This is a genomic window from Streptomyces sp. SAS_281 (assembly GCF_052542855.1).
This window is the reverse complement of sequence record NZ_JBMNDO010000039.1, coordinates 13833-38755: the sequence shown is the minus strand read 5'-3', so window position 1 is coordinate 38755 and position 24923 is coordinate 13833. Positions and strand designations below refer to the sequence as shown.

The following is a 24923-nucleotide window of genomic DNA, read 5'->3' as shown; positions in this document are numbered from 1 at the left end:
GGCCGGTCGCCCTCACCCCGCCACCCGCGCGGACAGCGCCTGGTTGCCGTCGCCCCAAACCGCACTCATGACCACCGTGTCGATCAGCCAGCGGTCGCCGCTGCGGACGAGCTCCCAGCGGTAATCGCCGGCCAAGGTCCACAAGGAGGCGCCATGGGCCGCTGCCAGCCGGTGCGTGGCCTGGAAGGAGGCAGTACACACGGCACGGTCGTCGGCGAGATCGACGAGATGGTTGGCGAGGAGATGTTGGGTGGAGTCGTAGCCCGAGAGCGTGGCGGCCCAGGCACCGGTGATCTCCTTCGGCGTAAGGCGGACCGGCTCACCACCGTTCAGACTCGTGTAGTCGAGCACGACCTTGTCGGCGAACAGCGTGCCCAGCTTGTCCCATTCACGGCGGTCGGCATACACCGCCATCCGAGTGCAGGTCTCGGCTACGGCGTACTTGGCGGCGATGGACTCGGCGGTTTCGGGCATGGTGGTCATCCTGTCCTTACGGGTCGAGCGGGCGGCGTTGTTCACAGCGTGCGGGCGAAATGTTCGGCAGCGGCATCGACGGCCAGGCGGACCTGGGGTGACTGGTCGTAGAAGTCGAACTGGATGCCGTCCGTCCACAGGAATTCCGCCGGCCCAGTGAGCGCGGCGTGGAAGCGGCGGGCGCCGTCCGGGATCGCGGCGTCCTCGCTGTGCACGAGCAGCGTGGGTACGGTCACGCGCGGGGCGAGGGCGATGGCGTCGTGGTCGAGCCACTCGGTCCAGGCCATCACGGCGTACCGGTTGGGCCACTGCGGTATCCCGCCGCGCTCCGGATTCAGGTAGAAGTCGATGTCGAAGGGCATGGCCGCGTCCGGGGTACTGCCGCTGACCACCGGCACATAGGTGACCTCACCGGTCTCCTCGTACCGCTGCCGTGCCTCGGCCGCCGCTTCCATCTTCGTCGCGATGCCCTCCGGGCCGCCGTAGTTGTCCTCGCAGATACGGCGGTCGTGCAGCCAGGGAGCGACGAGCGCCAGCGACCGCACCCGGGCGTCCTGCACGGCGAAGGCGCTCGCGTACATCGCGCCGGCGCAGACACCGAGCACTCCAAGAGTCCCGTCGGCGACGGCCGGGTGGTCGGCGAGGAAGTCGGCCGCAGCGCACAGGTCGCCGGCCTTCAACGCCGGCGACTCGTAATCACGCGGCAGGCCCTCGGACTCGCCGTAACCGGTGAAGTCGAAGGACAGCGCGGCGTAGCCCCCCGCGGCCAGCTCCTGTGCGTAGCGGTCGGCCATCTGCTCCTTGACCGAGGTCCAGGTACCGGCGACCAGCACGCCTGCGACCACGGCGGCCGCATCGGCGTCGGGCAGATAGAGATTGCCTGCGAGCTTGCCCTTGGCGCCGACGAAGCTCACCTGTTCACGTACGGGCATGTGTCACTCCTGTGAGAGGGGGAGATGGAATGCCTCCACGCTGGCATTGGGAGCCCTTGGGAACAACACCGCATACATAAAGGGAGGTTGAGCCGGGTTAAACCTTCGGGCGAAGGGCCTGCTGTCCGGAAGCGCGGTGAACCACGTCGTGCACTGGTCCGCTCAGAACCGCGGCCTGCGGAGTCGTAAGAGCGAGGTGCAGGCCCAGCAGGAAGGCGCTCCGTAGTCGGCGTGGTCACGCCGTGGCTGCGGCCCGAGGGACAAGGGGGCCTGTCGGCGAGCGGTACACCCGGTCGCCCGCCTCCGCTGACGGACCCATCCGCGAGCAGCGAGGCGAGGAACCGGTCCGCAACCGGGTCACCGCCTTGCCATCAGTCGTGCCGGGGCAACCCGCTGAGTCCTGGCCACGTTGCTCTCGCCACCGTGTGCAACACCCTGCCTGACATTTGGCCGATGAAGCAGTAGCAGTAACCCTTCCGTCTGCGTCGGGCGCTGCAGACACGGGTAGGCGTCATCCCTGCGTGTGCGGGGTGGGGGAGTGGCTGGTCTGGGCTTTGGCTGTGCCCGGTTGCTGGTTCTGCTGACCGTGCTGGTTCGTGCTGGCGTCTTCGGATTCTGCGTCGGGCGGTTCCCCGTCGGCTGCCGGCAACCTGAGGCGCAGGGCGCGCAGGTCGGGAATGATCATCTGGTCATCATCTGTTGTGCGGATGAGTCCCTCGCCGGCCAGGGCGTCGAGTCGTTCCCGGCCCTGGGGCACGAGCTCGTGGAAGGTTCCCTCGGAGATGGCCAGGGTGATGGGGCCGTCCAGCGTGGCGCTATGGGACTCCGCGAGGCGGACGAGAGCTCTGATGAGCGTGGCGCGTGCTCCCCTGCCGGTGCGCCTGCTCTGCTCGGCGCTGGTGTGTGCGGTCGAGGCGAGCAGCGCGCGTACCGCCGAGGGGCGGTCGTTGATGTACCGGGCGAACTCCTGGTGGGGGACGACGACGGTGTCGCCGTTGCTCCAATACGCCATGTACTCGTTGCTGAGCCTGCCCGTCAGCGCGTAGGCGTCGCCCACGATGTCGCCGGCGTTGCACACGCCGACGTTGAACGACCCGGCGCTGGTGCGGATCTTCCGCAGCAGCGTGCCAGACAGCACTAGGACCACACCTTGTCGGTGGGACAGCCCGTCGAGTTCCTGTGTGCGGTGCGGTCGCCCGAGGTGCAGCAGGTCGTTGTGGTCGTCGGGGGTGAGGAGGGCGAGGAAGGAACCGGGCAGATAGCCGTCGTGGTGCGCACCGGGTGTCTGCGGCTGGCAGGTGCTGCCGGGGACCGCCTGTGGGTCGAGTCCGGCCAGGACGCCCGCGGCTTGCTGGACCTGCCGGCCGATGGTGCGGCTGAACTCCTCCGCGCGGGAGATGGCCTGGTCGATGTTGGCGGTGAACTCGTGTGTGGCGTCGAAGGGAACCATGGCGATCGCGCCGGCGCCGGGACTGTGAGGGTGCGAGCCGGGCGGCTCGTCCCCGCGCAGCCGCGCGATCTCCTCGTGCAGATGGCGCGCGGTGATGATCAGCCCCGCGAGTACCGACGAGGCCCGGTCGAAGTCGCCGCTGACCTTCTCCTTGTCGCGTATCACGCGCTCGTGCTGGCGGACGGTCAGATGAAGCAGAGTCTCCACCCGCACGAGCTCGTCACGATCCACAGGGGAACGGCCGGCGACGGCGCCTCGGTCCACGTGCCGGCGCTGCACTTCGTCGGCCAGGATGACAACCCACACAGCCAGCACCGCGGACAGTGCGCTGGCAGCCTGCAATGTCTCCTCGGCCAGCACCCTTGCATCTTCGGCCTCGTCGAGCTGCCGCTGCTTGTCCACCAACTCCTGCAACGCCTCGGCCCGGCCGGCCTCGGCGCGGGCGATGACGGCGGTCGCGGTGAGGACCGTGTTCCTGGCGTCGGCCGACAGCCTCGGGTCCAGGCCGGGGGACGGCCTGTCCCACAGCCGCTCGGCGGTGGCGCGCCGCCTACGCCGGGCGTGAGAGTCGAGGTCCTTGGTGCACACCTCTACGACCCTCAGCACGAACTCCTTCTTCAGGCCGCGGCCGTTGAACCGGTCGGACAGTTTGTTCCTGCTCATGCCCAGCGGCTCGATCAAGTCCTGCTGGTGCAGCCCGAACTCGATGAGCAGCTTGCGGAGGAAGTCCACCACATGCGGCTTCGCGTCGGGCTGGGGCGCCAGCTCCTTGAACGGACGACCGGGCCGCCCAGGCGAACGATCGCCCACCGCTTCTCCCTCCCGTGCCGCGCTCGGCGACTTGTCCCGGGATAAAGGGTAAGCGCTCCCGCTCGGTCCGGCCGATGCCACAGGTCAGAGCGCGGGAGGAAATACATCCCGCCGGGAAAAGGCAGACCGCCCCGCCAGAGCTTCCTACAGTGCGCATGCCGGATCCCCGGCACACCGGCCCGGCCGGTCACCTGCCGCCACCTGCGCGCGCTGAACAGGGAGTTGCCATGTCCACTGTGGTCCTCGACGACGTGAGCACACGCTACGTGCGCTCGCAGCTCGCCCGTATGCGACGCGTCGACCTCGTGATCGCGATCGTGTTCTGGACCGCTCACTGCTTCCTGTGGCTGGTGATGATCGCTGCCGCGGCGGACGCCGTGAGGCAGTTCCTCCAGCACCACAGTGGTATGGCGGTCGCTGCCGGAACCATCACCGGCGGTGCCTGCTTCGCTGTGCGGTGGTCCCACCGCGTATGGTCGCGCCGCAGGAGCCGGCTGCTGCCCCCGCCTGCCCTGCCGCCCACCCTGACGAACTAGTAGTGCTTCGTTACCTTGAGTGATCGTGCCTGGTGGTGGGCATCCTTCGAGAGTGAAGCCGGGCGATGTCGGGCGGCTCCGTGGCGAGTTGGCGGAGGTCGTGAGTGATGTGTTCGGGTTGTTGCCACGGCGGGATCAGCGGCGGTGGGGTGCCTGTTGTCTGCGCGGCCCGACGCTGGATGGTCGGCGTAAGTCGATCCAGCCGATGGCCGAGCGGGACCATGCAGGCCCTGCAGCAGTTCGTGAATCAGCCGCCGTGGGGGCCGTTGCCGGTGCGGCGGAGGATTACACGGCGACTGTCGGAGGTGGTCATGCCGCAGGTGTGGGTGATGCACCAGGCGGCCTGGCCTCTCACCCCACTTGTCGTCGGGGACCTGGACGAGTTCATCGGTCGATGGGCAGAGTGGTTCGCACAGGCAGCGAAAGGGGGGTTTGGGTACCCGAGGCGGCTGCCCGAGCAAAGCCCGCACGGCTCCTGGAGGATGCGAACCGTGCGCGTCTGCTACGTGGAGCGGACCCACACACGCCGGCCCTCAGCCGAAGGCGGGCGGTCTACGGCCGCCTTCGGCTGGCTCTCCCCGGCGCTGAACGCCCGTGCTGACCGCGGCTGTGCCCCTTCCGTCCGGGCTCCCCACGGGCTGATCGAGGCAGAACCGTCTGGAGCGCCCCGCACGAGGCCCTCGTCACCGCCGGACTCGCGTGGAACGACCCGTGCCTCTGACCCCGCGACTGCGAGCAGATCGCCCTCCAGCTCACCGGGCATGTCGGCGCGGTTTCGTCGCTGACGTCCGGTGTGTCGCCGGAGCCCCGACCAGGAGGCACGGCCGCTGAAGCCGGACAGGCCGTAAGCGCCAGGCCAGACCGCACTGCATCGCCCCAGAGGTTGACTCTTCTTGATCCACTCGCAACTTGCGAGGGTGTGGACGGTGGCGGCGTCGATGTTCGGGCCGGCGTCGAAGTCGGAGGACCGCAGGGGCTTCTCCCGTGGGAAGCCCGCCGCTTTGATCCGTCGTTCCGAACGGCGCCTGGCCCGGTCATCGCACTCGGTCATCAGCAGCTCGGCGAGGACACGCTGCCGGGCGGTCCTCGGTGGCTCCGGCCGAGCGCGTGGGCGGGGAGCTGATCGTGTGCGCGGCCACCGTTGGGGACGAGGGGGTTCTCGCCCGACTGGCGCCCGCTCCGGTCGAGCGGGGTGCGCCCGTTCACCTCGTAACGGGCATGCTCGGTGCGCCGGCCCTTGCGGCAGCCGGGGCCGGGATCGCGGTCGTCCCGGCGGGGACCGAGGACATCGCACTGCAGGGTGTCGTACGCCGGCCGCTGACCGTCGTGGTCGGGGTGGACATCATGACGGTCACCGGACAGGGCGAACTGCCCGGTCCGGTGAGCGCGTTCCTGGCCTGCCGAGGACCTCCTGGATGACGAGGGTGGTTCAGGCCGGGAGCGGACGGGCATCGCTGCCCGCGAGCCGTTCGTAGGCGCGGCGCACCGCCGGTACCAGGCGGGCGGCGGCATCGGGGTCCGCGCGTTCCGTCCGTAGACGCAGGATGTCGCCGCTACGGCGGTCCGCGGGGACCTGCTCGTCGCGGGCGGTGATCAGCGCGTGGAAGTGCGGATGGTTCTCGCCGAAGACCATCAAGTAGGTCGCCGGCGCACCGGTCGCCTCCGTGACTGCCGCGACGAGGTCGCGCGCACGGCGGCCGAACGACGCCAGCTCGGAGTCGTCGAGCCCGGTGATGCGCTCGGCGTGCCGCCGTGCCCGCAGGACGAACCAGCCTGGCACGTCGTAGCCGGGCACCAACTCCCCCGACCACAGAGGGTCCTGGAAGACGACGGAGGTTTCCTCACTCTGTTCCAGACCGCACATGAAGCAGTCGGCGTGGAGGCTGGACGGGTTCAATGGTTCCCCTCGACGGTGGATACGGGCATCGTTCTCAGGCGGTCCCCGTGAGGACCAGCATCGGGTCGGGCATGGGGCTCCGGAGGGCCCAGGACCGGTGGATCAGTTCGTCCACCGGCGCTCCGGAACGGCGCGCCGCCAGCATGGCCTCCGGGTCGAAGGCGGGGCCGACGGCGTCGGCGCCGTACTCCGGTCCCTCCATGTAGCCGGTGGCCTCGTCCGGCTCGGCGAAGTTGTCGATCTGCATCTCCACGAAACCGCCGTCGGGGTCCTGGTAGTACATGGACGTGGTGACCCCGTGGGCGATGCACACCGCCGGCACCACGCCCTTGTCGCGCAGCAGTTCATAGCGGGCGAGCAGGGAATCGAGGTGGTCGAAGGTGTACGCGACATGGTGGGCCGAGGCCGTCGTGGGCTTCTTGCGCTCCAGTGGAACCGGGGGAGTCAGCAGCGCGACGCGGTGGTGCTCCTCGTCGTAAGTGATGAAGCACAGACTGTCGTTCTGGAACACCACGTGTCCGTCGAGAACGGCGCAGTACCAGTCCCGCATGGCGCTGGGGTTGCTGGTCTGGAACACGACGTGGGCGAATTTCGGTGTGGCGGTCATCCGAGCCTCCTCGATCGAACTTGCGGGGTGCACGTGCGGTCTCGCGGGAACGTGGTTGCCGAAGGTGTCAGCTCTGCGCGACGAAGCGCTGGCGAAGCTCGCCGATGCCCTCGATGGTGCTGACCAGTTCATCTCCCGGAGCGAGCCAGCGCTGCGGTTCACGGCCCAGGCCGACGCCGGCCGGGGTGCCGGTGAAGACGATGTCGCCGGGCAGCAGGGGAAGCACCGAGGACAGCCGGGAGATCAGCTCCGGTACGGAGAAGATCAGGTCGCTGGTGCGGCTCTTCTGGACCTCCTCGCCGTTCACGGTGCAGCGCAGACCCAGGTCGTCCGGGTTGTCGAGCGCGTCGGGCACGACCACGTACGGCCCGATGGGGGTGAAGCCCGGGAAGGACTTGCCCAAGCTGAACTGCGGCGCCGGACCTTCGAGTTGAGTGATGCGCTCCGAGATGTCCTGGCCCACGGTCAGCCCGGCCACGTGGTCCCAGGCAGACTCCGCGGAGACGTGGTGGGCGCGGGCGCCGATCACGACGACGAGTTCGATCTCCCAGTCGGTGTGGCCGCCCGGGGGCAGGGTGACCTCGGTGACGGGGCCGGTGATGCTGCTGGCGAACTTGGTGAAGACCGGTGGCATGGTCTCGGGGAGGGCGAAGCCCGACTCGGCCGCGTGATCGCGATAGTTGAGGCCGGCGGCGACGATTTGCCGCGGCGCCGGCACGGGCGCACCCAGCAGGGAGGGCTCGAAGGGGCGCCCCTCGGGCAGGTCGGCCCGAGCCGCCCACCGGCGGAACTCCTCCCACTGCTCGTAGACGGCCTGCGGGTCCGCGGCGAAGCGGCCGCCGCTCGCCTCCTCGACGTCGACGGCGGCACCGTCCACGACGAGGACCAGGCGGCCGGAAAGGTTGGCGATGCGCACGGAGTTGCTCCTGTGTTCCGGGGGGTGGGTGCGACGCTCGGCGCTCCGACGGGGGCTGAGGTGCTGGTTACACCGTAGGTCGCTATATGTGATAACAGCAAGGGTGCAAGGCCACATTCTTCTTCACGGAACGACTCAGCGGGCTGCGGTTCGGCGCAGCAGCGGGGTGAGCCGGAAGGGGACCAGCTGGCGCATGACGAGTGACGTGGTGGTGCGTTCCACCCCGGGGACGCCGAGGATGTGGCCGGCCACCCGATACAGGTCCTCGGCGTCCGTAGCCGCCACATGGATCAGCAGGTCGGTGTCACCGGTCAGCCCGTGCACCTGGAGGACCTCGGGGATCGCCGCGAGCGTGTGGGCGACCTCGTCCAGCCTGCGCTGGGCGACCTGGGTGGTGACGAACGCGGTGAGCGGATAGCCCAGGGCCGCCGGCTCGATGCGCCGCTCGAAGGACGCCACGGCGCCGCCCCGGTCCAGAGCCGCCAGGCGGGCCTGGACGGTGTTGCGGCTCAGCCCGCTCGCCTCGGCGAGCGCCACCGCGGTGGCTCGGGGATGAGCGGCGAGGGCCAGAAGCAGGCGTGCGTCGGTGGGATCGATCCGCTCGGAACTGGGCACGATGCGCACCTTCTTGGGTTCGGGGGATGGGTGATTGGGCATTCTGCGTGATTTCTGCGCTGCTTCTTGTGCGGGGTCCCGGGCCGGTGGTCTCCTCCTCGCAACGATCCGCCCCTGGCAGCACGCCCCCGACCGTGACCGGTCGGGGAGCCGGCAGATGTGCGCCGGGGCCCACCCGGTGCGCTCCGCAGGCGCCCGTGGTACGTCCCACGTCACGGCCACCGCACGTCCGCGCGCGCTCCGGCCGTGCCCAGCGCGAGGAGACCGCTTCCGCCATGACCACCGCACCAACCGCCCTCCGGCGGACCCCGGACACGACCCTCGACGTGCTGCACAGGATCGAGGACCGCGTGCTGTGGCTGTCCAGCGCGATCGTGCACCACGCCAACCGGGTGCGCCCCAACCCGTCCGGGCTCAAGGTGGGCGGGCACCAGGCGTCCTGCGCCTCGATGGTGTCCATCATGACGGCACTCTGGTTCCGCCATCTGCGCCCCGAGGACCGCGTCTCCGTCAAACCGCACGCCTCGCCGGTGCTGCACGCCATCAACCACCTGCTCGGTGACCTGGACGCGTCCTACCTGCCCACGCTGCGCGCTTTCGGCGGCCTCCAGAGCTACCCGAGCCGCTCCAAGGACCCCGACACCGTCGACTACTCCACCGGCTCGGTCGGCATCGGCGCCACGGCGACGATCTGGGGCGCCCTGGCCCGCCGATACGCGGACCGCAGCGCCGAAGAGGGCTTCAAGGGCCGCCAGTACGCGCTGGTCGGCGACGCCGAGCTGGACGAGGGCGCGGTGTGGGAGGCGGTGCTCGACCCCCAGGTCGCGGACCTCGGTGAGCTGGTCTGGATCGTCGACCTCAACCGGCAGTCCCTCGACCGCGTGGTGCCGAACATGGCGGCCGGCCGGCTGCACGGCATGTTCGCCGCGGCCGGCTGGCAAGTTATCACCCTCAAGTACGGCAACCTGCTTGACCAGCTGTTCGAGCGCCCGGGCGGCGCCGCGCTCCGAGCCCGCATCGACAGAATGAGCAACCCTGAATACCAGCGGCTGCTGCGCTGCTCGGCCGGGCAACTGCGCGAGCGGCTGCCCGGCACCGGCGCCGAGGCCCCGGCGATCGGCGCCCTGCTCGCGGAAACCGACGACGCCACCCTCATGGAGGCGGTCCGCAACCTCGGCGGCCACGACCTCCCCGCCCTCGACGCCGCGCTGTCCGAGGTGGACGACCACCGGCCCACGGTCATCTTCGCGTACACCGTAAAGGGCCACGGCCTGCCCACCCAGGGGCACCCGCAGAACCACTCCTCCCTGCTGACGGAGGACCAGATGCGGCAGCTGGCCGCCGAGGTGGGCGCCGATCCCGACAACCCCTGGCAGGGCTTCCCCGCGGACTCCGCCGCCGCACGCCTGTGCGCCGAGACCGGGGCGCGGCTGCGCCGGGACCCCGTCCGGCAGATGGCGCCGCCGGCGATGCCCACCGACACGGGCCGGACCCCGACGGGCGTCGCGACCACCCAGGCGGCCCTCGGCCGTACGCTGCTCGACCTGACCCGCACCGCGCCCGATGCCGCCCGCCGCGTGGTCACCGTCAGCCCCGACGTCAGCTCCTCGACCAATCTGGGCGGCTGGGTCAACAAGGTCGGCGTCTGGTCGCCCACCGAGCGCGTGGACTGGTTCGCCGACGACGCGGAGACCATCCTGCACTGGCGGGAGCGGCCCACCGGCCAGCACATCGAACTGGGCATCGCCGAGACCAACCTGGTCGGTCTCCTCGGTGAGCTGGGCGCCACCTGGAGCCGCTGGGGCGAGCCGCTGCTGCCGATCGGGGTGATGTACGACCCCTTCGTGAACCGCGCCCTGGAGCCCTGGTCCTACGGCATCTACGCGGGCGGCCAGTCGATCCTGGTCGGAACCCCTTCCGGCGTCACCCTGGCGCCCGAGGGCGGGGCCCATCAGTCCATCACCACGCCCTCTCTCGGTGTCGAGCAGCCCGGTTGCACGACCTGGGAGCCGGCCTTCGCCCTCGACACCGAGTGGACTCTGCTGGCGGCGCTGTCCCGCCTCGGCCGGCCCGACGGGAGCTCGGCCTATCTGCGGCTGTCCACCCGGCCCGTCGACCAGACCCTCGCCCGGGTCCCGGCCGACCCGGCGGCTCGGGAACGCCGCCGCCGCCAGGTCGTGGCCGGCGCGTATCCGCTGCGCAGGCACGACGACGCGAAGGTGACCATCGCGGCCATGGGGGCCATGGTGCCCGAGGCCCTGGCCGCCGCCGACCGGTTGCAGGGCCTCGGTATTCCGGCCGATGTGGTGTGCGTGGTCAGCCCGGGGCTGCTCTACAAGGCCATGGACGCCCGCGCGGGCAACGGCGAGGCCCCCGACTGGATCCTGGACCAGGTCTTCCCCGCGCGGCGGGCCGCACCGCTGGTCACCGTGCTGGACGGTCACCCGCACACGCTGGCGTTCCTGGCGGCCATCCATGGCGTACCGGCGCGCAGGCTCGGCGTCACCCGCTTCGGGCAGTCCGGCTCCCTGGCGGAGGTCTACCGTCACCACGGCATCGACACCGACAGCATCGTCGCCGCGGCACTGGACCTGACGGAGTGACCCACCGGTGAACGGCCCCAAGGGGGCGACGTGTTGTCGCCCCCTTGGGACCGGCCGCCGGAAGCCAGGGATCACGTGGCGGCGGGTGCGTACTCGGCACCGCCGATCCATACGCGCCGCACGGCGCGCGTCGCGGTGATGTCGGTGAGCGGGTCCCCGTCGATCAGGACGAGGTCGGCGCGGTTGCCGACCCGGATGGTGCCGCGGTCCCACAGGCCGAACGCCTGCGCGGGGAGCTTCGTGGCCGCCCGCAGTGCCTCGCGGTTGGTGAGACCCGCGCGGACCAACAGCTCCAACTCGTGGTGCAGCCCGGCGCCGTACGGCGGGTGCACGGGAATGCCGGGTGTGAGGTTCGCGTCCGTGCCCGCCAGGATCCGCGCCCCCGCCCCGCGCAGCGCGGCGACGCTGCCTTCGGCGGCCGCGTAGTCCATGCCGGGTATCCCGAGGTTCCCGAAGCCCTCCATCATCGTCAGGGTCGGCACCGCGACAGTACCCGTCGAGACGTACCGCGCCGCGACCGCGGCCGACAGCGCACTGTCCATGGGCACGTGATGGATCATGTCGACCTTCGCGTCAAGTGCGCGTACCACCGCGGACGTTGAGGTCGCGTGGGCCATGACGAGCCTGCCGGCGGAGTGCGCGGCCGATGTCACCGCCTTGACGGTCTCCGGCGAGAGTCCCGGCTCGTCGATGATGATCTTGATGTAGTCCGAACCCTCGGCGATCCGGCCGCGTACGAAGGGGGCGGCCTGCTCGGGGCCGGTCAGGACCGCGTCCGCCGGGAAGGTGGGGATCTGGCTCTGCGGGCTCCCGGGCGCCACCGCGGGCGTGCCCGCGCTGCGGATGTCGGTCAGGCCGGGCAGTCCGCGCAGTGAATCGACCAGCGATGGCGGGAAGGACGCCATGTCCAGGCCGGTGGTCACCCCGGCACCGGCCAACGCGTGCAGCGTGCCGGCATCCCGCAGGTGGAGGTGTGCGTCGGTCAGCCCGGGAAGCAGCACCGCGCCCCCGCAGTCGAACCGGCGCGCGCCGAGCGCGTTGATGCCGATGCGTCCGTTGTCGATGACCACGGTGCGGGGAGAGGTCACCTGGTCGCCGTCGAAGATCCGGGCATTCGTCAGGGCGATCCGTTCGCCGAGGAAGCCGGTGCGTTCCGGTGCGTGGGCGGAGGCGGGCCCGGCCAGGGCCGGCACTCCCGCCACGGCGATGCCGGCCGCTGCGGCCGTCTTGAAGAAGTCACGTCGGTTCGTGTCGCTGACACACATCGTTGTGCCTTTCTGCCGGGCGGGTCGGAAAGAACGTCGTGCGTGATTCGGGTCCGCGGAGTGCAGGCCATGACCGGCAGTCGACGCGGTGGGTTGAAGAGGCGGCGGCCCGGGCCCTACGGGCATACGCGGGCGGCCTGGACGGTGGCGGCCGGTGAGGCCGCTCACGGGAGAGCGGTTCGACCGTAGCTGCTATATGTGATAACAGCAACTCTCGCCGTGTGCCGGTTACGGCCCCGGGCGCTTCCGGCGGCCGGGTTCAGGACAGGGCGGAGAAAGCGATCTTCTCGTTGCGTGCGAGGTGCCGCTCGACCGCGTCGCCGACCGTGCCCGGGTCACGGGTACGGAAGGCGGCCACGAGGTCCGCATGGGCCCTGCCGCGCCGCTCGTGCTCGGCCGGGTCGGGGTCGAGCCGGCCGAAGCCGATACGGATGTAGCGCTCGCCTGCCCGCCACAGGGTGGTCAGGACACGGATGTCCCAGGCGGTGGCGGCCGGCGCCAACAGGGCCAGGTGGAAGGCGTGATGGTCGTCGTAGATGTCGGCCATGCCGTGCTCGCGGGCGCCGAAATCGGTGGCCTGGAACTCCAGCCGGTCCAGGTCCTTGTCGCTCAGCAGGGTGCATGAACGCCGCGCGATGTCCGGTTCCAGGGCACGCCGCAGTCGGTAGATGCCGCGCAGGTCGTCCAAGTCGAGCGGGGCCACGACAGCGCTGCGGCCGGGTCGCATGATGACCAGCCCCTCGCTCTCCAGACTGCGCAGCGCCTCGCGGATGGGGATGAAGCTGATGTCGAGCATCCCGGCCAGCTCGCGCAGCGAGTACTCGCCCCCGGGAGCCAGTTGTCCGGCCAGGATCGCCCGGCGCAGTTCCTCGGTGGCCTGCTCCACCACGGACCGCGACGTGATGGGTTGGAGAGCCCCTCGGGATGTCGCCACGCTCTGTCCCTCGTTTCGGCCGTCCGGTGGTTGATATCAACTATATCTACGCTCCGGGGCGGACCGGCCGGGGGATCAGAGCTTGAGGATGCGCTCGGCGTTGCCGGATGCGATCTTCCGGCGGTGACCGGGGGAGAGGCTCGCGTTGCGCAGGAAGCCGACGGCCTGCTCACTCCTTTCGAAGGGGTAGTCGATGGCGAAGAGCACGTTGTCGATGCCCACCGACCGGATGGCGGCCTGGAGCATGTTGTCGTCCATCACACCCGAGGTGGTGATGGCGATGTTCTCCGTCAGGTACTCGGAGGGCTTCCTCTTCAGCGGCACCCTGGTTTCGATGTTCCGGATCTGCACATCGAGCCGGGGGATCATGTACGGCAGGAACTCGCCCATGTGGCCCACGATGAGCCTGGCGCCGGGGAAGTCGTCGAAGACCCCGCCGAGTACGACGCGCAGGGCGTGCCCTCCGGTCTCCGCCGCCCAGCTGTACAGGGGGCCGACCAGCTCGGGACGGTCCTTCAGCAGACCCCAGTCGCCGGTGGGCGCCGGCGTCGGGTGCAGGTAGAGGGCGGCGCCCAGTTCTTCCAACGCCCCCCATACGGGCCGGAACTGCGGCTCGTCCAGATAGTGCCCGTTGGTGTGGCCGTTGACCAGGAACCCGGCCATTCCCAGGTCTCGGATGGCGCGTCGTGCCTCGCGCACGGCTGCTCGGGGATCCTGGAGAGGCAGCGCGGCCAGCCCGCCGAACCTGGCCGGGTGCGCGGCGATGACGGTGGCCAGCGCGTCGTTGGCGACCTGCGCGTCCCGTACGGCGATGGCCGCGTCGGGCTGCATCTGGACGCCGGGCGGGGTGAGGGACAGCACCTGCATGGTGACCCCGTTGGCGTCCATGTCGGCGAGCCGGTACTCGGTGACGTCCGGCAGCCGCTTGAACCACTCGGCGGTGACCTCGGGCTTGAAGGGGATCGCGCCGTTCAGGGCCGTGCCCTGGGTGATGAGGCCGGGGAGGATGATGGCCTCCTCGATCGCGATGATCCGCAGCCTGTCGTGCTGGCTGGGCCCGCCGCCGTGGGCTTCGGCGACGCGCGGGGCCGCCAGCGCGGACGCGCCGGCCAGGGCCGCCGTTCCCGCCGCGGTGTTGAGGACCTTGCGTCTCGTCCACTGGGCAGCGCTCATACGTGGTGTTTCCTTTCCGGGAGGGTGTTCACCGGCCGGGGCGCACCACCGCCGACCGTGTCGATCAGGGCGACGGCATCCACGGGAGGCTCGTCGCCCAGCCAGGCCACCACCTGGTCCGGGCGGACCAGGACGAGGCGGGCGCCCAGCTCCGCGGCATATCCGGCGGCCACCGGCTCAGGCAGCCGGAGCACGGCGAGCGGTACGCCCCGCAGGCGCGCGGCCTCCTCGACAGCCGCCACCGGCGCGTCCGCCGCGAGCGCGAGGAGCGTCAGGCCGGCACCGAGCAGGTCGTACAGGGAACGGCCATCCGCCAGGAACAGATGGGGCAGCCGGGCCCCCGCCCACACGGAGCGCGCGACGGGGACGATCGGGGAGGCGGCGATACGGAGACCGAGCACCAGGTCGAGGGAGTGGAACTCCGCCTTCTTGGACTCCTGGATCCGGGCGCCCGCCGCCCGCCGGGCCTCTGCGCCCGCCTCGTCGTCCGCGTCGAGGTCGTCCGCGTACAACTCGGTGGACAGCACCCGCATGTTGGCGGTCGCCTCGCGGATGACGCGCTCCTGCACCGGGCGGCGTTCGCTCTCGTAGCTGTCGAGGATGCCGGGCCCGCCCCAGCCGTCCAGCACGGCGGCGAGCTTCCAGCCCAGGTCCACCGCGTCCCCGATGCCCGTGTTGAGCCCGTGCCCGCCGAACGGCGGGTTGAGGTGCGCGGCATCACCGGCGAGGAAGACCCGGCCGTCGCGCATCCGGTCGACGGTCATCATCCGGGCCGTCCACGGGTCGGTGGACAGCACCTTCGCCCGCACCGGCCGACCCGCCACGCCGTCGATGATCCGGCGCGCCTCGCGCTCCCCGGTCTCCCGGTCGACACCGAAGCCGATCGCCCACCAGGTGTCCGTCCGGTCCAGCGGCCCGACCAGCGCCGGAGCCACCGCATTGATCACCCAGTACTGCACCGCGGGGCCGTGCGCCACGTGCTCCCACAGGCCGGGGCTCTCGAAGACCATGCCGAAGTTCGGGCGCAGGGCCTCCCCGCCCACGTAACGGGCCCCGATCTCGTCCCGCACCACGCTGCGCGGGCCGTCGCAGCCGATCACGTAGTCGGCGGTGACGACGGAGCGCCGGCCGGTGCCGTCATCGACGGTCACGGTCACCGACTCGTCGTCCTGGCGCAAGCCGACGACCTTCGAGCCCAGGACGAGCCGCCCCGGGGTGATCTCCTCCACCGCCTCACGCAGTACCTCTTCCAAAACGTACTGCGGAGCCTGCTGCCCGGTCTCCGGGAATCGGTCACCCTCCGGCACCAGGCCGAGGACACCCTTGAACCGGGACAGCTCCCGCCCGGACAGAGAGGTGCAGAACACCACGTCCTGAGACCAGGAAGGAGGCAGCGGGGCACGCTCACGCAACCGCTCCGCCAGGCCCCAGCGGCGCAGGTGCTCCATCGTGCGCACATTGAGGGTCTTGCAGCGCGGGCGCGCGTGGGACACGGCGGCGCGCGGCTCGACCACCAGTACGTCGATGCCGCGCCGGCCCAGCTCGACGGCGGCGGCCAGGCCGACCGGCCCGCCACCGGCGATGAGGACCCGTACATGCCGGGGGATGCGCTCGTTGTCGACGGAGGACATCAGCGCTCGCTCTTCTGCCGCGCCGCCCAGTGCGCGCACTCCTCGACGAACGCGAGCTGCCGCAGCTGCGTCGAGAGGCCGAGGATGTGGTGGTCGATGCAGTGGCCCGTCTCGCGGGCGACACTCGCGTCCACGAAGGGCGCCGCCGTGAAGAGCGCCGCGAACCTCGCGACGTTCTCCGGGCCGCTGCTCCACAGTGCGTCGAACTCGGCGAGCGCGTTGTGCACCGGTACGCGGACTTCGGGTGCCAGGGCGGGCAGGTGCTCCTTCGGCCACCGCGGTGCCTGGATCAACTCCCGCACCGGAGTGGGCGCGTACGACTCGTGCGCCTGGCGTATCCCCTCCGCCCGGTAGGTGTGCTTCGGGCCGAACATCACCTGGTCCCGCTGCTCGTACGGCAGATCCACCGTCGAGTCCGCAGGCAGGGCGCCCAGCGCCTCGGCCGCGCCGCCGCTCGGGATGACGGCGCCCATGCCGGTCGCCGAGACACCGATCAGAGGAATTCCCGGCCGGGCAGCGGCGATCATCAGCGCGATCATCCCGCCGATCGAGTGGCCGACGAGGAACACGCTGTCGGCCGCGAACTGTTCGACGGCCTGCGCCAGCGCTTCATTGAGCAACTCCACATGCCGGGCGAAGGTGTTGGCGTCCGGGGTCAGCGCGGTGCTGCCGCCGTAGCCGGGCCGGTCGAAGGCCACCACCGTATGGCCGTGCGCGACGGCGATGTCCAGGAAGGACCCGGCGGGGGAGCCCGCCACGTCCCAGTACCGCGCGGTGTACGTGCCGCCGTGGAGGGCCGCGATCAGGGGCTTGCGGGTGGGCTCGGCGGGTGCCGCGAGAAGCGCCGTGATCGTGTGCCCGTCGACCTCGAAGGTCAGAAGGTCGCGCTGCTTGGCCATGGATGGCCTCCTGCCAGGGGTGGGTTCCGGCGTGCCGGGGAGCGTGAGCGTTATATGTAATAACAGCAACGGTGCGCGAGAGGAAGGGGTGCCGTCCGAGCCCGTCAGTGCTGCTGTGGCACGTAGTCCTGAGTGATCTGCTTGTATTCCAGGAAGTCCTCCACGGACGCCAGGCCGCCCAGCCGCCCCACACCGCTGGACTTGAAGCCGCCTTCCTCGAACTCGACGGTCAGGTTCGCCCAGCTGTTGATGGAGATGAGGCCGGCGTCGAGCCGCCGTGCGACCCGCATCGGACGGTCGGCGTCGCGGCTCCAGACGCAGGCGCTCAGCCCGTACTCGGTGTCGTTGGCGAGGGCGATCGCCTCCTCCTCGGTGTCGAAGACCTGGACGGTCTGTACGGGACCGAAGGTCTCCTCCTGGACGATCGGCAGCGAGGAGTCGGTGACCGCGAGCAGCGTCGGGTGGTAGAAGGCACCCTCGGCCAGCTCGGGGCGGGCGCTCGGGCCGCCCCGGACGACCGGTTTGGCACCGGCGGCGATGGCCGCCTCCACGGCGGCATCGACGCGGGCGACCGACGCCTTGTCGATGAGGGGGCCGATCTGGCTCGCGGCGTCGGCGGCAGGGCCGGGCCGCACACCTTCCAGGCGAGCGGCCAGCGCGGCCGTGAACTCGTCCGCGATCTCGCGCTGGACCAGAACCCGGCTGCCCGTCATGCAGAACTGCCCGGCGAAGACGGTGCACGAGGCGACGGCCGCGGCGAGCGCGGCCTCGATGTCCGCGTCGGCAAAAACCAAGTGCGGTGTCTTGCCGCCCAGTTCGAGGCCGACACGCTTGAAGCGGGCCGCCGCACCCTGGGCGATGAGCCGTCCGGTGGCGCTGCTGCCGGTGAAGCTGATGACGGGCACCCGGGGGGAGTCCACCAGCAGGCGGGCGACGTCCGAGCCCGACTCGATGACGACATTCACCACGCCCCTCGGCAGCTCGGGCACGGAGCTGAGGATTTCGCTCATCAGGGCGGCGGTGCGGGCGGCCTGCCCCGGCATCTTCACCACGGCCGTGCAGCCCGCGGCGAGAGCCGGGGCCAGCGCACGGATGCACAGGTAGGCGGGGGAGTTCCAGGGCACGACGATGCCGGCGACGCCGACCGGCTGCCGGATGGACATGGCCTGGCGGCCCGGCTGAGTGTCGGTGACCCGGCCATGCGGTTGGACCGCGAGACCTGCCGCGAAGCGCAGCGCGCGCAGAATGAAGTGCGACTCGAAGCCCGCCTCGTGGCGGAGCTTGCCGTTCTCCAGGCACAACGTGTCGATGACCTCGTCCATGCGCGCGGCGTACGCGTCGGCGAGGTGACTGAGGGCGGTGGCGCGCACCATCGGGTCGAGCCGCCAGTCGCCCTCCTCGAAGGCACGGCCGGCCGCGTCGATGGCCCGCTGCCCTGTCTCCGCGTCGCCGTCCGTGTATGTGCCGATCACTTTGCCGGTTGCCGGGTTGATGCTGTCGGAGGTCCGGGCGGATCCGACCCACTCGCCGTCGATCCAATGCCGTGCGGAACTCTCTCGTGCCATGTCGGGGACTCCTTGCTCGGTGGGAAAGGAAGGGGGCTCAGAGACCGAGGAGCCGCTCGGCGTTCCCGTGGGCGATCTTCGCGCGGTCGGCCTCGCTGATCGGGGCCGTACGCAGGAACTCGGTGGCCGCACCCATCTCCTCGAAGGGGTAGTCGGTGCCGAAGAGGATGTGATCCGCACCCAGAGCCAGCAGCGCGCACAGCAGCGGCGCGGCCGAACACACGCCGCTCGTCGTGATGTACAGGTTGTGGCGGACGTACTCCGAGGGGTCCTTCCGGACGAGCTCCACACCGTGGTGGTTGTGGTACTCCCAGCGAGAGTCCAGCCGCCACAGCATGTACGGCAGGCCCTCGCCCATGTGGCCCAGCAGCATCTTGGCGTCCGGGAAGTCGTCGAAGACGCCCCCGAACACGCATCGGAGGAAGTGCGTCGCAGTCTCCGACCCCCAGCTCCACATCGGGCCGATCAGCTCCGGATGGCCCTGGATGACATCCGGGACGTCGACGCCGTTGGCCGGGTGGAGGTACAGCGGCACGTCCAGGCCCGCCGCACGCTCCCATACGATGCGCAGTTCCGGGTGGTCGAGGTATCGGCCCTGGGTGTGCGCGTTCACCAGGGCGCCGCACATGCCCAGCTCGGAGACGGCGCGCTCCAGTTCGTCGGCGGCCGCCTTCGGATCCTGCAACGGCAGCGCGGCGAAACCGGCGAAGCGGTCGGGGTGGTCGGTGACCACGCCGGCCAGCAGGTCGTTCACCGTTTTCGCCCGGCTGACCGCGATGCCGGCATCCTTCTCGGCCTGGATTCCCGGGGAGTTGAGGGACAGCACCTGCATGTCCAGGCCCGCGGCGTCCATCTCGGCCAGCCGCTCGCCGGTGATGTCCAGAAGGCGCCGGGATGCCTCGCGCCACTTGTCCGGCTGAATGATGGCGGCCGCCGAGGCGCCGTAACCCTCCAACTCCCGGGTGACGAAGTGTTCCTCGAGACCGATGGTCCGCATCGCGCGCCTCATTTCACTTATATGCATTGACTTCAGCGATGGTGAAACGTACGTTCCGTCGGTGTCAACCCTTGGGAACGGCCGAGTGGAACGGAGGCGCTCGATGACGTGTACGGATGTCGCCGAGGGGAGCCCGGATGCGAACGGGAGCCCCGTGGACGTGATCGTGGTGGGGTACGGCCCGGTGGGCATGGCTGCCGCCGCCCTGCTCGGCCGGGCGGGCCACCGGGTCCTGGTCCTGGAGCGCTACGCCGGCCTCTACAACCTGCCGCGCGCGGCCAGCTTCGACGACGAGACCATGCGCACCCTGGCGACTCTCGGCGTGGCGGAGACCTTGCTGCCCAAGGTGCGCGTGCAGCCCACGTACGAGTGGCGCAACGGCAGCGGCGACCTGCTGATCGAGCAGACCTTCGCCGCGAAGGGACGCAGCGGCTGGGCGGAGTGGAACATGATGTACCAGCCCGACCTCGAAGAGGCGCTGGACACCGTGTGCCGCTCCATGCCCCAGGTGGAGGTGCGGCATTCCAGCTCCGTCGTCGGCCTGGAGCAGCACGAGGACCGCGTCACGGTCACCCTGGAAGGCCCCGGGGGGAGCCGGGCGATCGAGGCCCGTTACGTACTGGGCTGCGACGGCGGCAACAGCTTCGTGCGGTCCGCGCTCGGCGTAGGACTGCACGACTACGGCTTCTCCGAGCCGTGGATGGTGTGCGACTTCCGCTTCCGCCGCCCCACCGAGGTCCCCCGCGCCCTCCAGCTCGGCGACCCCCTGGGCCCCACCTCGATCATCTCGCTCGGCCCCACGCACCACCGGTTCAGCTTCATGCTTGACTCGGCCGGCGACTTCGGGACCGAGAGCGACCCGAACCGCGTCTGGAAGCGAGTGGCCACTTACCTCGGCCCCGACGACGCCGACCTCATCCGCGTCGCCACGTACACCTTCCGCTCCCTCATCGCCCACGAGTGGCGCCGAGGCCGTGTCCTGCTCGCCGGCGACGCAGCCCACCAGATGCCCCCATTCCTCGGCCAGGGCATGTGCTCCGGCTTTCGCGACGCGCAGAACCTCGCGTTCAAGCTGGACCTGGTGCTCCGGGGCACCGCACCGGACCGCATCCTCGACACGTACCAGACCGAACGCGAGCCCCACGTACGCGCGGTGACCGAGAAGGGCATCGAGCTGGGGCACCTCCAGACCCTGCGCGACCCCGAGCGCGCCGCCGAACGGGACCGCACGCTGCTCGCGCGCCGCGCCGAGTCCGCCGCACCCGAACCCATGCGCTTCCCGGACCTGGCCGACGGCCTGCTCTCACGGGGCGTCGGCACCGGCCGGGGCCACCTGTCGGTGCACGGCGTCGTGGACGACGGCACCCAGCGCGACCGCCTCGACCAGGTCGTGGGCGGGGGCTTCCACCTGCTCGTCGGCGAAGGACACCTGGCCGCGCTGGAGAACGAGCGGCTGCTCGACGAGCTCGCCGACGCCGGGGTCCGCGTTGTCGTACCCGGTGAGCGTTCTGCCGACCATGAAGGCGCGGCCGTCGTCCAGGACGTGGACGGCACCTACCGCGCGTGGATGGCCGAGCTGGACTGCTCGGCCGTTGCCGTCCGCCCCGACTTCTACGTGTACGGGACGGCGCGCGGCTCCGACGCGGTGGCCGGGCTGGCGGCCGAACTCCTGGGCGCGATCCGGGGCGAGGTGACGGCCGGGGAGACCGGGGCGGACGCCTGATGTTCCTGCCCGTGATTCCCGGGCTGACGGCCCGGGGCCACGCCGGGGGCCGGTCACTATGATCGCTCCCGTGAACACACAGCGCCCCTCCGACTCCGCGCCGCCCGGCGAGGCGCCGCCGGCCCGGCAGGGAATCCAGTCCGTCGAACTGGCGATGACGGTCCTGCAGGCCCTTGAGGAGGGACGGGGCCCGATGACGCTGACGCAGATCTCCGCCGCCAGCGGCATGCAGCCCAGCAAGGCCCACCGCTATCTGGTCAGCCTCGCCCGGGTCGGCCTGGTGGCCCAGTCGCCCAGCTCCGGGCGTTACGACATGGGCCCCGCCATGCGGCGGCTCGGCGTGGAGTCGCTGCGCAGGATGGACGAGGTGGCGCTGGTGAGCGAGCACCTGCCAGGACTGCGGGACAGCACCTCGCACGCGGTCAACCTGTCGGTGTGGGGCGACCACGGTCCGGTCGTCGTGCGCTGGGAGTACGGTGCTCACGCGCTGCCGATCACCGTCCGGGTCGGTGCCACCATGCCCTTGCTGACCTCGGCGATGGGAGGAGCGTTCCTCGCCCACCTGCCCGAGCAGCTCACGGAGCCGGTGCTCTGCGGACAACTGGAAGTGAAGACGCTGGACGAGCCCACCCGGGAGCGTGTCGACCGGATCAGGGCCGGCGTACGACGAGATGGCGTGGCCTCCACCGTCGGGGGCGTCATCCCCGGCATCGCCTCGGTGGCGGCCCCCGTCTTCACGGCGGGTGAGTCTTTTCCGCTCGTTGTAACCCTGGTCATGCCCGCGAGGGGCCTCACGGAACACGGCATCGCCCACCTCTCGGCCGAACTCCTGCGCTCGACCCGAGCCATGTCCGAAGTCCTGGGCCACGCCGTGGACCAGCACCGGCCATAGGGCACACACACGTCGATGGTGCGAGAGCACCGGACACTGCGGACCGCCAGGCCGCCCCGGTACGCCGCTGGGCCGCTCGACGCCCCCGTGGGTGGCAGCGCCTGCGGCCCGAGCACAGGTCGGCGCCGGTCCCGGTACCGGGAGAGGGGCCCGAGAGCCCTCGTCCAGAGGATCCGGGCCGTCCAACGGACCCAGATGTGGACGCACGCCCTCGTTGGGGACGAGGGCGACGACAGCATGGAGGGCGAGCGCGACCTCCGGCGGCGGTGCCATGTACTGAGGTGGAACAGGCACATCAGGAACTGCTGCATGCGCATCTCACCAAGGTGTCGGTGAGGTGCGGGCGGGCCCCTGACGGTCGGGGGTGAGGAGGTAGGCGACGACGGCTATGTCGGCGAGTTCGTCCGCTTACCGGCCTCGGGCTGTTTCGCCGGTCATCGGGCCGGGTCGTACAGAGTGGTGAATACAGGCGCCAAGGAGGGCGCGGGCCGCCGTGTCCAGCGCCGCCTGCGGGTCGGAGCGGCGGATCTCCTTCGTGTAGGGAGCCCGCCGCTTCGAGCAGGAACCGGTGGACCTCGGTGATGGTATGCGCGCCGCGGTTGGTGGGACTGGCACCTCGTGCACGCAGCAGCTCGGGGATGAGATTGCTGCTGTCGGCGCAGGACTGCATTAGGGCGTGTGCGTAGGCACCCATGAGACCGGACAGGGACGGCTCGGCCTCGCGGAGCTTCCCGGCGACGTACTCCTTGCGGCGGTCCAGCATCCGCTCGGTGAGAGCGTTGATCAGCTGTTCCTTGTCCTCGAAGCGGCCGCCGGCAACGAAACCGGCGCCGCCCCGGCTGGCGGAACTGCCCGCAGAGGGGAGTCGTGGTCGGACTGCAATCAGCTCACCAGCATCACCGTTGGCGGAGCCGCCTACAGGCCAAGCGTGCCCGAACCACCAAGAACGAAGGCACCAGGCTCGGCGACACGTGGTTCCACCACACCCAGCTCGGCCTCGCCTCCACGGACACGGGATTCGCCCATCCGGCCCATTGTTAGGTATTTAGCTTATGTGCTATATACCTGCCATGACAGAAGCTCAGGATGAGGCGGGGGCCTTCCGTGCCCTCGCTGATCCCACGAGGCGCCAGATCCTCGAAGACCTAAGAGGTGGTGAGCTCGCGGCAGGGGAGATCGCGAGCCGGTTCGCGATCAGCGCGCCGTCCATTTCACGGCATCTCGGCGTGCTCAGGGGAGCCGGACTGGTCACCGAGCGCCGGGACGGCAACCGGATCCTCTACACACTGGCCGAGGACCGCCTGGCCACATGCATCGGTCGGTTTCTCAGCGCCGTCTGCCCCGAACAGATCGTCCTGCGCCACACCACATGGCGCCCCGGGGCGCAGAGCGAGGGATCATGAGGCAACCACGCCTGTCCAGCGTCGTTGAACGACGGCTTTTGGTGAACTACCGAGTCGCCCCGGACACTGCGGCACGCCTGCTTCCCCTGCCGTTGCGCCCGCAACTGGTGCACGGTCACGCGGTCGCAGGCATATGCCTCCTGCGGCTGGGAAGTGTCCGGCCGGTCTGGGCCCCCAAGGCATTCGGGCTGCGCAGCGAGAACGCGGCGCATCGGATCGCCGTCGAATGGGACGGATCGGATGGCGTGGAGACCGGCGTCTACATCCCACGTCGCGACACCGCCTCGCGGCTGAATGTCTGGGCCGGAGGCCGTATCTTCCCCGGGAAACACGGCCGCGCCGGTTTCGAGGTGCACGAAATACCCGGCCAAATGCGTGTCGCCTTCGCGACGTGGGACGACGACACCCGGGCGGACGTCACTGTCGAGCCGTCCGGCGAGCTGCGAGACAGCGAACTCTTCGCCGATCTCGCCGAGGCCTCCCGCTTCTTCCGAGACGGGGCCAAGGGCTACTCGGCCACCCGCTCCGGCCGCTACCTGGACGGCATGGAACTGCACACCGACGCCTGGCACGTGGAAGCCGGCCGGGTTCGCTCCGCCGCGTCATCATTCTTCGACGACCCGGAGCGCTTCCCACCAGGGAGCGCGACCTTGGACTGTGCCTTGATCATGCGCGACGTCCCCGCCAACTGGCGCCCCCTCCCCGCCATGGCCGCCAACCGAGGCGCTCAACTCGCCAAGTGAAACGCTCAGTCACAGTGTGGTCGCGAACTCGGCCGGTGTGATCAGGCAATGTTGCCCTCCCAGAAGAACGAACCGTCCGGGGCGCCGGGAGCGGGTCGTCAGAGGCGCGGCCGCCAGCCCCATACGCGCTGAGAGGGGCGATCAGGTCCATCGGACGTGCCAACCAGATCGGCCCGGCAGGCCTGGCCCGCCCCATGCTCCAGCCGGCCGCCTTCCTCGGCCTCAACGGCATCCCCGCTACGGTCCTCACCGATCAAGCCGCCCTCACGCACCTCACCGAGCACCGCACCTCAACCGGCGCGGGCGGCATCCACGAGCTGGGCGCAGCCTCGGCCGAGAACGCCGTGCTCGCTCTGCGGGCCCTGCACCGGCTCGGCCTCGTCGACCGCACCCCCGCCACCCCCCATCAAGCCGTCCGTGTCCACCAGCTCATCCAGCGCGCGACCCGTGACACGCTCACCTCGGACCAGCACGACCGGCTCGCTCTCACCTCCGCCTGGCCCGCCGTCGAACGCGACACCGTCTTCACCACCGGACCGCAACTCCAACAGGTCGCACTCCGGCTCCGGGCGACCGGAGCCACCGATGTCCGGGGGCTCGTTCTCGCCCGAGTCCCTGGGGGCGGATGACGCGACCGGTCAAATGCCTGATGCTTTGTGTCCGCTTGCTCAGGACGGTGGTCGCCCGGCGCCTGAGGAACTGCAAGGGAATCCGAGGAGAGCAGCCTGGGCGTCGCACCAGAACGGGCGGATGAGACAGTGGCCAGGGCGTCCGCTGAGCCGGTAGGGCGGAGGGGCCTGGGCACCGGACTGTGTCGGCTGGCACAGCCGCCTTCGCCTGAGCAACCAGCCGACGGTG

The 24923-nt window shown here is 70.4% G+C and carries 22 protein-coding genes and 2 pseudogenes; 9 read left to right on the top strand and 15 right to left on the bottom strand.

The window, feature by feature from the left end:
• Positions 1–12 precede the first annotated feature (12 nt).
• From ACN6LM_RS17225 to ACN6LM_RS17215, 3 genes are all read right to left on the bottom strand, one after another.
• Complete coding sequence (locus tag ACN6LM_RS17225; protein ID WP_445066231.1) at positions 13–483, bottom strand: nuclear transport factor 2 family protein; 471 nt, start codon at positions 481–483, stop codon at positions 13–15.
• Between the two features lie 32 nt (positions 484–515).
• Positions 516–1406, bottom strand: a complete 891-nt coding sequence (locus ACN6LM_RS17220; RefSeq protein WP_445066230.1) for an alpha/beta hydrolase — start codon at positions 1404–1406, stop codon at positions 516–518.
• A gap of 511 nt (positions 1407–1917) precedes the next feature.
• Positions 1918–3666, bottom strand: coding sequence for a hypothetical protein (locus tag ACN6LM_RS17215; protein WP_445066229.1), 1749 nt, complete (start codon positions 3664–3666; stop codon positions 1918–1920).
• 227 nt (positions 3667–3893) lie between these two features.
• On the opposite strand from ACN6LM_RS17215, the gene ACN6LM_RS17210 reads away from it, so the two are divergent.
• Both ACN6LM_RS17210 and ACN6LM_RS17205 read left to right on the top strand, forming a co-directional pair.
• A complete protein-coding gene (locus tag ACN6LM_RS17210; protein WP_445066228.1) occupies positions 3894–4202 on the top strand; it encodes a hypothetical protein in 309 nt (102 codons plus the stop codon).
• Positions 4203–4254: 52 nt separating this feature from the next.
• Positions 4255–4552 (top strand): annotated as a pseudogene (locus tag ACN6LM_RS17205) (transposase); the annotation flags it as partial.
• Between the two features lie 527 nt (positions 4553–5079).
• Here the strand turns inward: ACN6LM_RS17205 and ACN6LM_RS17200 are convergent.
• A pseudogene (locus tag ACN6LM_RS17200) lies at positions 5080–5268 on the bottom strand (ATP-binding protein); the annotation flags it as partial.
• A 152-nt stretch (positions 5269–5420) separates the two neighbouring features.
• Between ACN6LM_RS17200 and ACN6LM_RS17195 the strand changes: the two are divergent.
• Positions 5421–5621: a hypothetical protein gene (locus tag ACN6LM_RS17195; protein WP_445066227.1), complete on the top strand. Its 201-nt coding sequence runs from the start codon at positions 5421–5423 to the stop codon at positions 5619–5621.
• Positions 5622–5631: 10 nt separating this feature from the next.
• On the opposite strand, the gene ACN6LM_RS17190 is transcribed toward ACN6LM_RS17195, so the two are convergent.
• From ACN6LM_RS17190 to ACN6LM_RS17175, 4 genes are all read right to left on the bottom strand, one after another.
• On the bottom strand, positions 5632–6099 hold the full coding sequence (locus tag ACN6LM_RS17190; protein WP_445066226.1) for a hypothetical protein: 468 nt from the start codon (positions 6097–6099) through the stop codon (positions 5632–5634).
• A gap of 34 nt (positions 6100–6133) precedes the next feature.
• Positions 6134–6706 carry a VOC family protein gene (locus ACN6LM_RS17185; RefSeq protein WP_445066225.1) on the bottom strand — a complete coding sequence of 191 codons (573 nt, stop codon included), beginning with the start codon at positions 6704–6706 and terminating at the stop codon, positions 6134–6136.
• Between the two features lie 67 nt (positions 6707–6773).
• Positions 6774–7622: a fumarylacetoacetate hydrolase family protein gene (locus ACN6LM_RS17180; protein WP_445066224.1), complete on the bottom strand. Its 849-nt coding sequence runs from the start codon at positions 7620–7622 to the stop codon at positions 6774–6776.
• Positions 7623–7757: 135 nt separating this feature from the next.
• Positions 7758–8237: an Lrp/AsnC family transcriptional regulator gene (locus tag ACN6LM_RS17175; RefSeq protein ID WP_445066223.1), complete on the bottom strand. Its 480-nt coding sequence runs from the start codon at positions 8235–8237 to the stop codon at positions 7758–7760.
• A gap of 275 nt (positions 8238–8512) precedes the next feature.
• On the opposite strand from ACN6LM_RS17175, the gene ACN6LM_RS17170 reads away from it, so the two are divergent.
• On the top strand, positions 8513–10840 hold the full coding sequence (locus ACN6LM_RS17170) for a transketolase-like TK C-terminal-containing protein (protein ID WP_445066222.1): 2328 nt from the start codon (positions 8513–8515) through the stop codon (positions 10838–10840).
• 71 nt (positions 10841–10911) lie between these two features.
• Here ACN6LM_RS17170 and ACN6LM_RS17165 read toward each other — a convergent pair whose 3' ends face one another.
• The 7 genes from ACN6LM_RS17165 to ACN6LM_RS17135 all read right to left on the bottom strand — a co-directional run bounded on the left by ACN6LM_RS17165 (position 10912) and on the right by ACN6LM_RS17135 (position 19304).
• Positions 10912–12105: an amidohydrolase family protein gene (locus tag ACN6LM_RS17165; RefSeq protein WP_445066221.1), complete on the bottom strand. Its 1194-nt coding sequence runs from the start codon at positions 12103–12105 to the stop codon at positions 10912–10914.
• 259 nt (positions 12106–12364) lie between these two features.
• Positions 12365–13039 carry a GntR family transcriptional regulator gene (locus ACN6LM_RS17160; RefSeq protein ID WP_445066220.1) on the bottom strand — a complete coding sequence of 225 codons (675 nt, stop codon included), beginning with the start codon at positions 13037–13039 and terminating at the stop codon, positions 12365–12367.
• Between the two features lie 75 nt (positions 13040–13114).
• Positions 13115–14212, bottom strand: a complete 1098-nt coding sequence (locus ACN6LM_RS17155; RefSeq protein ID WP_445066219.1) for an amidohydrolase family protein — start codon at positions 14210–14212, stop codon at positions 13115–13117.
• Positions 14209–15843 (bottom strand): FAD-dependent monooxygenase, encoded by a 1635-nt coding sequence (locus tag ACN6LM_RS17150; RefSeq protein ID WP_445066218.1) that lies wholly within the window; start codon positions 15841–15843, stop codon positions 14209–14211. The genes ACN6LM_RS17155 and ACN6LM_RS17150 overlap by 4 nt, the downstream gene beginning before the upstream one ends.
• Entirely contained in the window at positions 15843–16742 is a 900-nt protein-coding gene (locus ACN6LM_RS17145) for an alpha/beta hydrolase (protein WP_445066217.1), read from the bottom strand. Before ACN6LM_RS17145 ends, ACN6LM_RS17150 begins: the two co-directional genes overlap by 1 nt.
• Positions 16743–16846: 104 nt before the next feature.
• Positions 16847–18307, bottom strand: a complete 1461-nt coding sequence (locus tag ACN6LM_RS17140; protein WP_445066216.1) for an aldehyde dehydrogenase family protein — start codon at positions 18305–18307, stop codon at positions 16847–16849.
• A gap of 37 nt (positions 18308–18344) precedes the next feature.
• On the bottom strand, positions 18345–19304 hold the full coding sequence (locus ACN6LM_RS17135) for an amidohydrolase family protein (protein WP_445066215.1): 960 nt from the start codon (positions 19302–19304) through the stop codon (positions 18345–18347).
• Positions 19305–19407: 103 nt separating this feature from the next.
• On the opposite strand from ACN6LM_RS17135, the gene ACN6LM_RS17130 reads away from it, so the two are divergent.
• From ACN6LM_RS17130 to ACN6LM_RS17110, 5 genes are all read left to right on the top strand, one after another.
• Positions 19408–21027 (top strand): bifunctional 3-(3-hydroxy-phenyl)propionate/3-hydroxycinnamic acid hydroxylase, encoded by a 1620-nt coding sequence (locus ACN6LM_RS17130; RefSeq protein WP_445066214.1) that lies wholly within the window; start codon positions 19408–19410, stop codon positions 21025–21027.
• A gap of 70 nt (positions 21028–21097) precedes the next feature.
• The gene (locus ACN6LM_RS17125) at positions 21098–21919 is read left to right on the top strand and encodes an IclR family transcriptional regulator (RefSeq protein ID WP_445066213.1); all 822 of its coding nucleotides are present in this window, start codon (positions 21098–21100) and stop codon (positions 21917–21919) included.
• Positions 21920–22989: 1070 nt separating this feature from the next.
• Positions 22990–23322, top strand: a complete 333-nt coding sequence (locus ACN6LM_RS17120; RefSeq protein ID WP_445066212.1) for a metalloregulator ArsR/SmtB family transcription factor — start codon at positions 22990–22992, stop codon at positions 23320–23322.
• Positions 23319–24065 (top strand): DUF2071 domain-containing protein, encoded by a 747-nt coding sequence (locus tag ACN6LM_RS17115; protein ID WP_445066211.1) that lies wholly within the window; start codon positions 23319–23321, stop codon positions 24063–24065. The genes ACN6LM_RS17120 and ACN6LM_RS17115 overlap by 4 nt, the downstream gene beginning before the upstream one ends.
• A gap of 194 nt (positions 24066–24259) precedes the next feature.
• Positions 24260–24694 carry a hypothetical protein gene (locus ACN6LM_RS17110; protein WP_445066210.1) on the top strand — a complete coding sequence of 145 codons (435 nt, stop codon included), beginning with the start codon at positions 24260–24262 and terminating at the stop codon, positions 24692–24694.
• Positions 24695–24923: the final 229 nt, after the last annotated feature.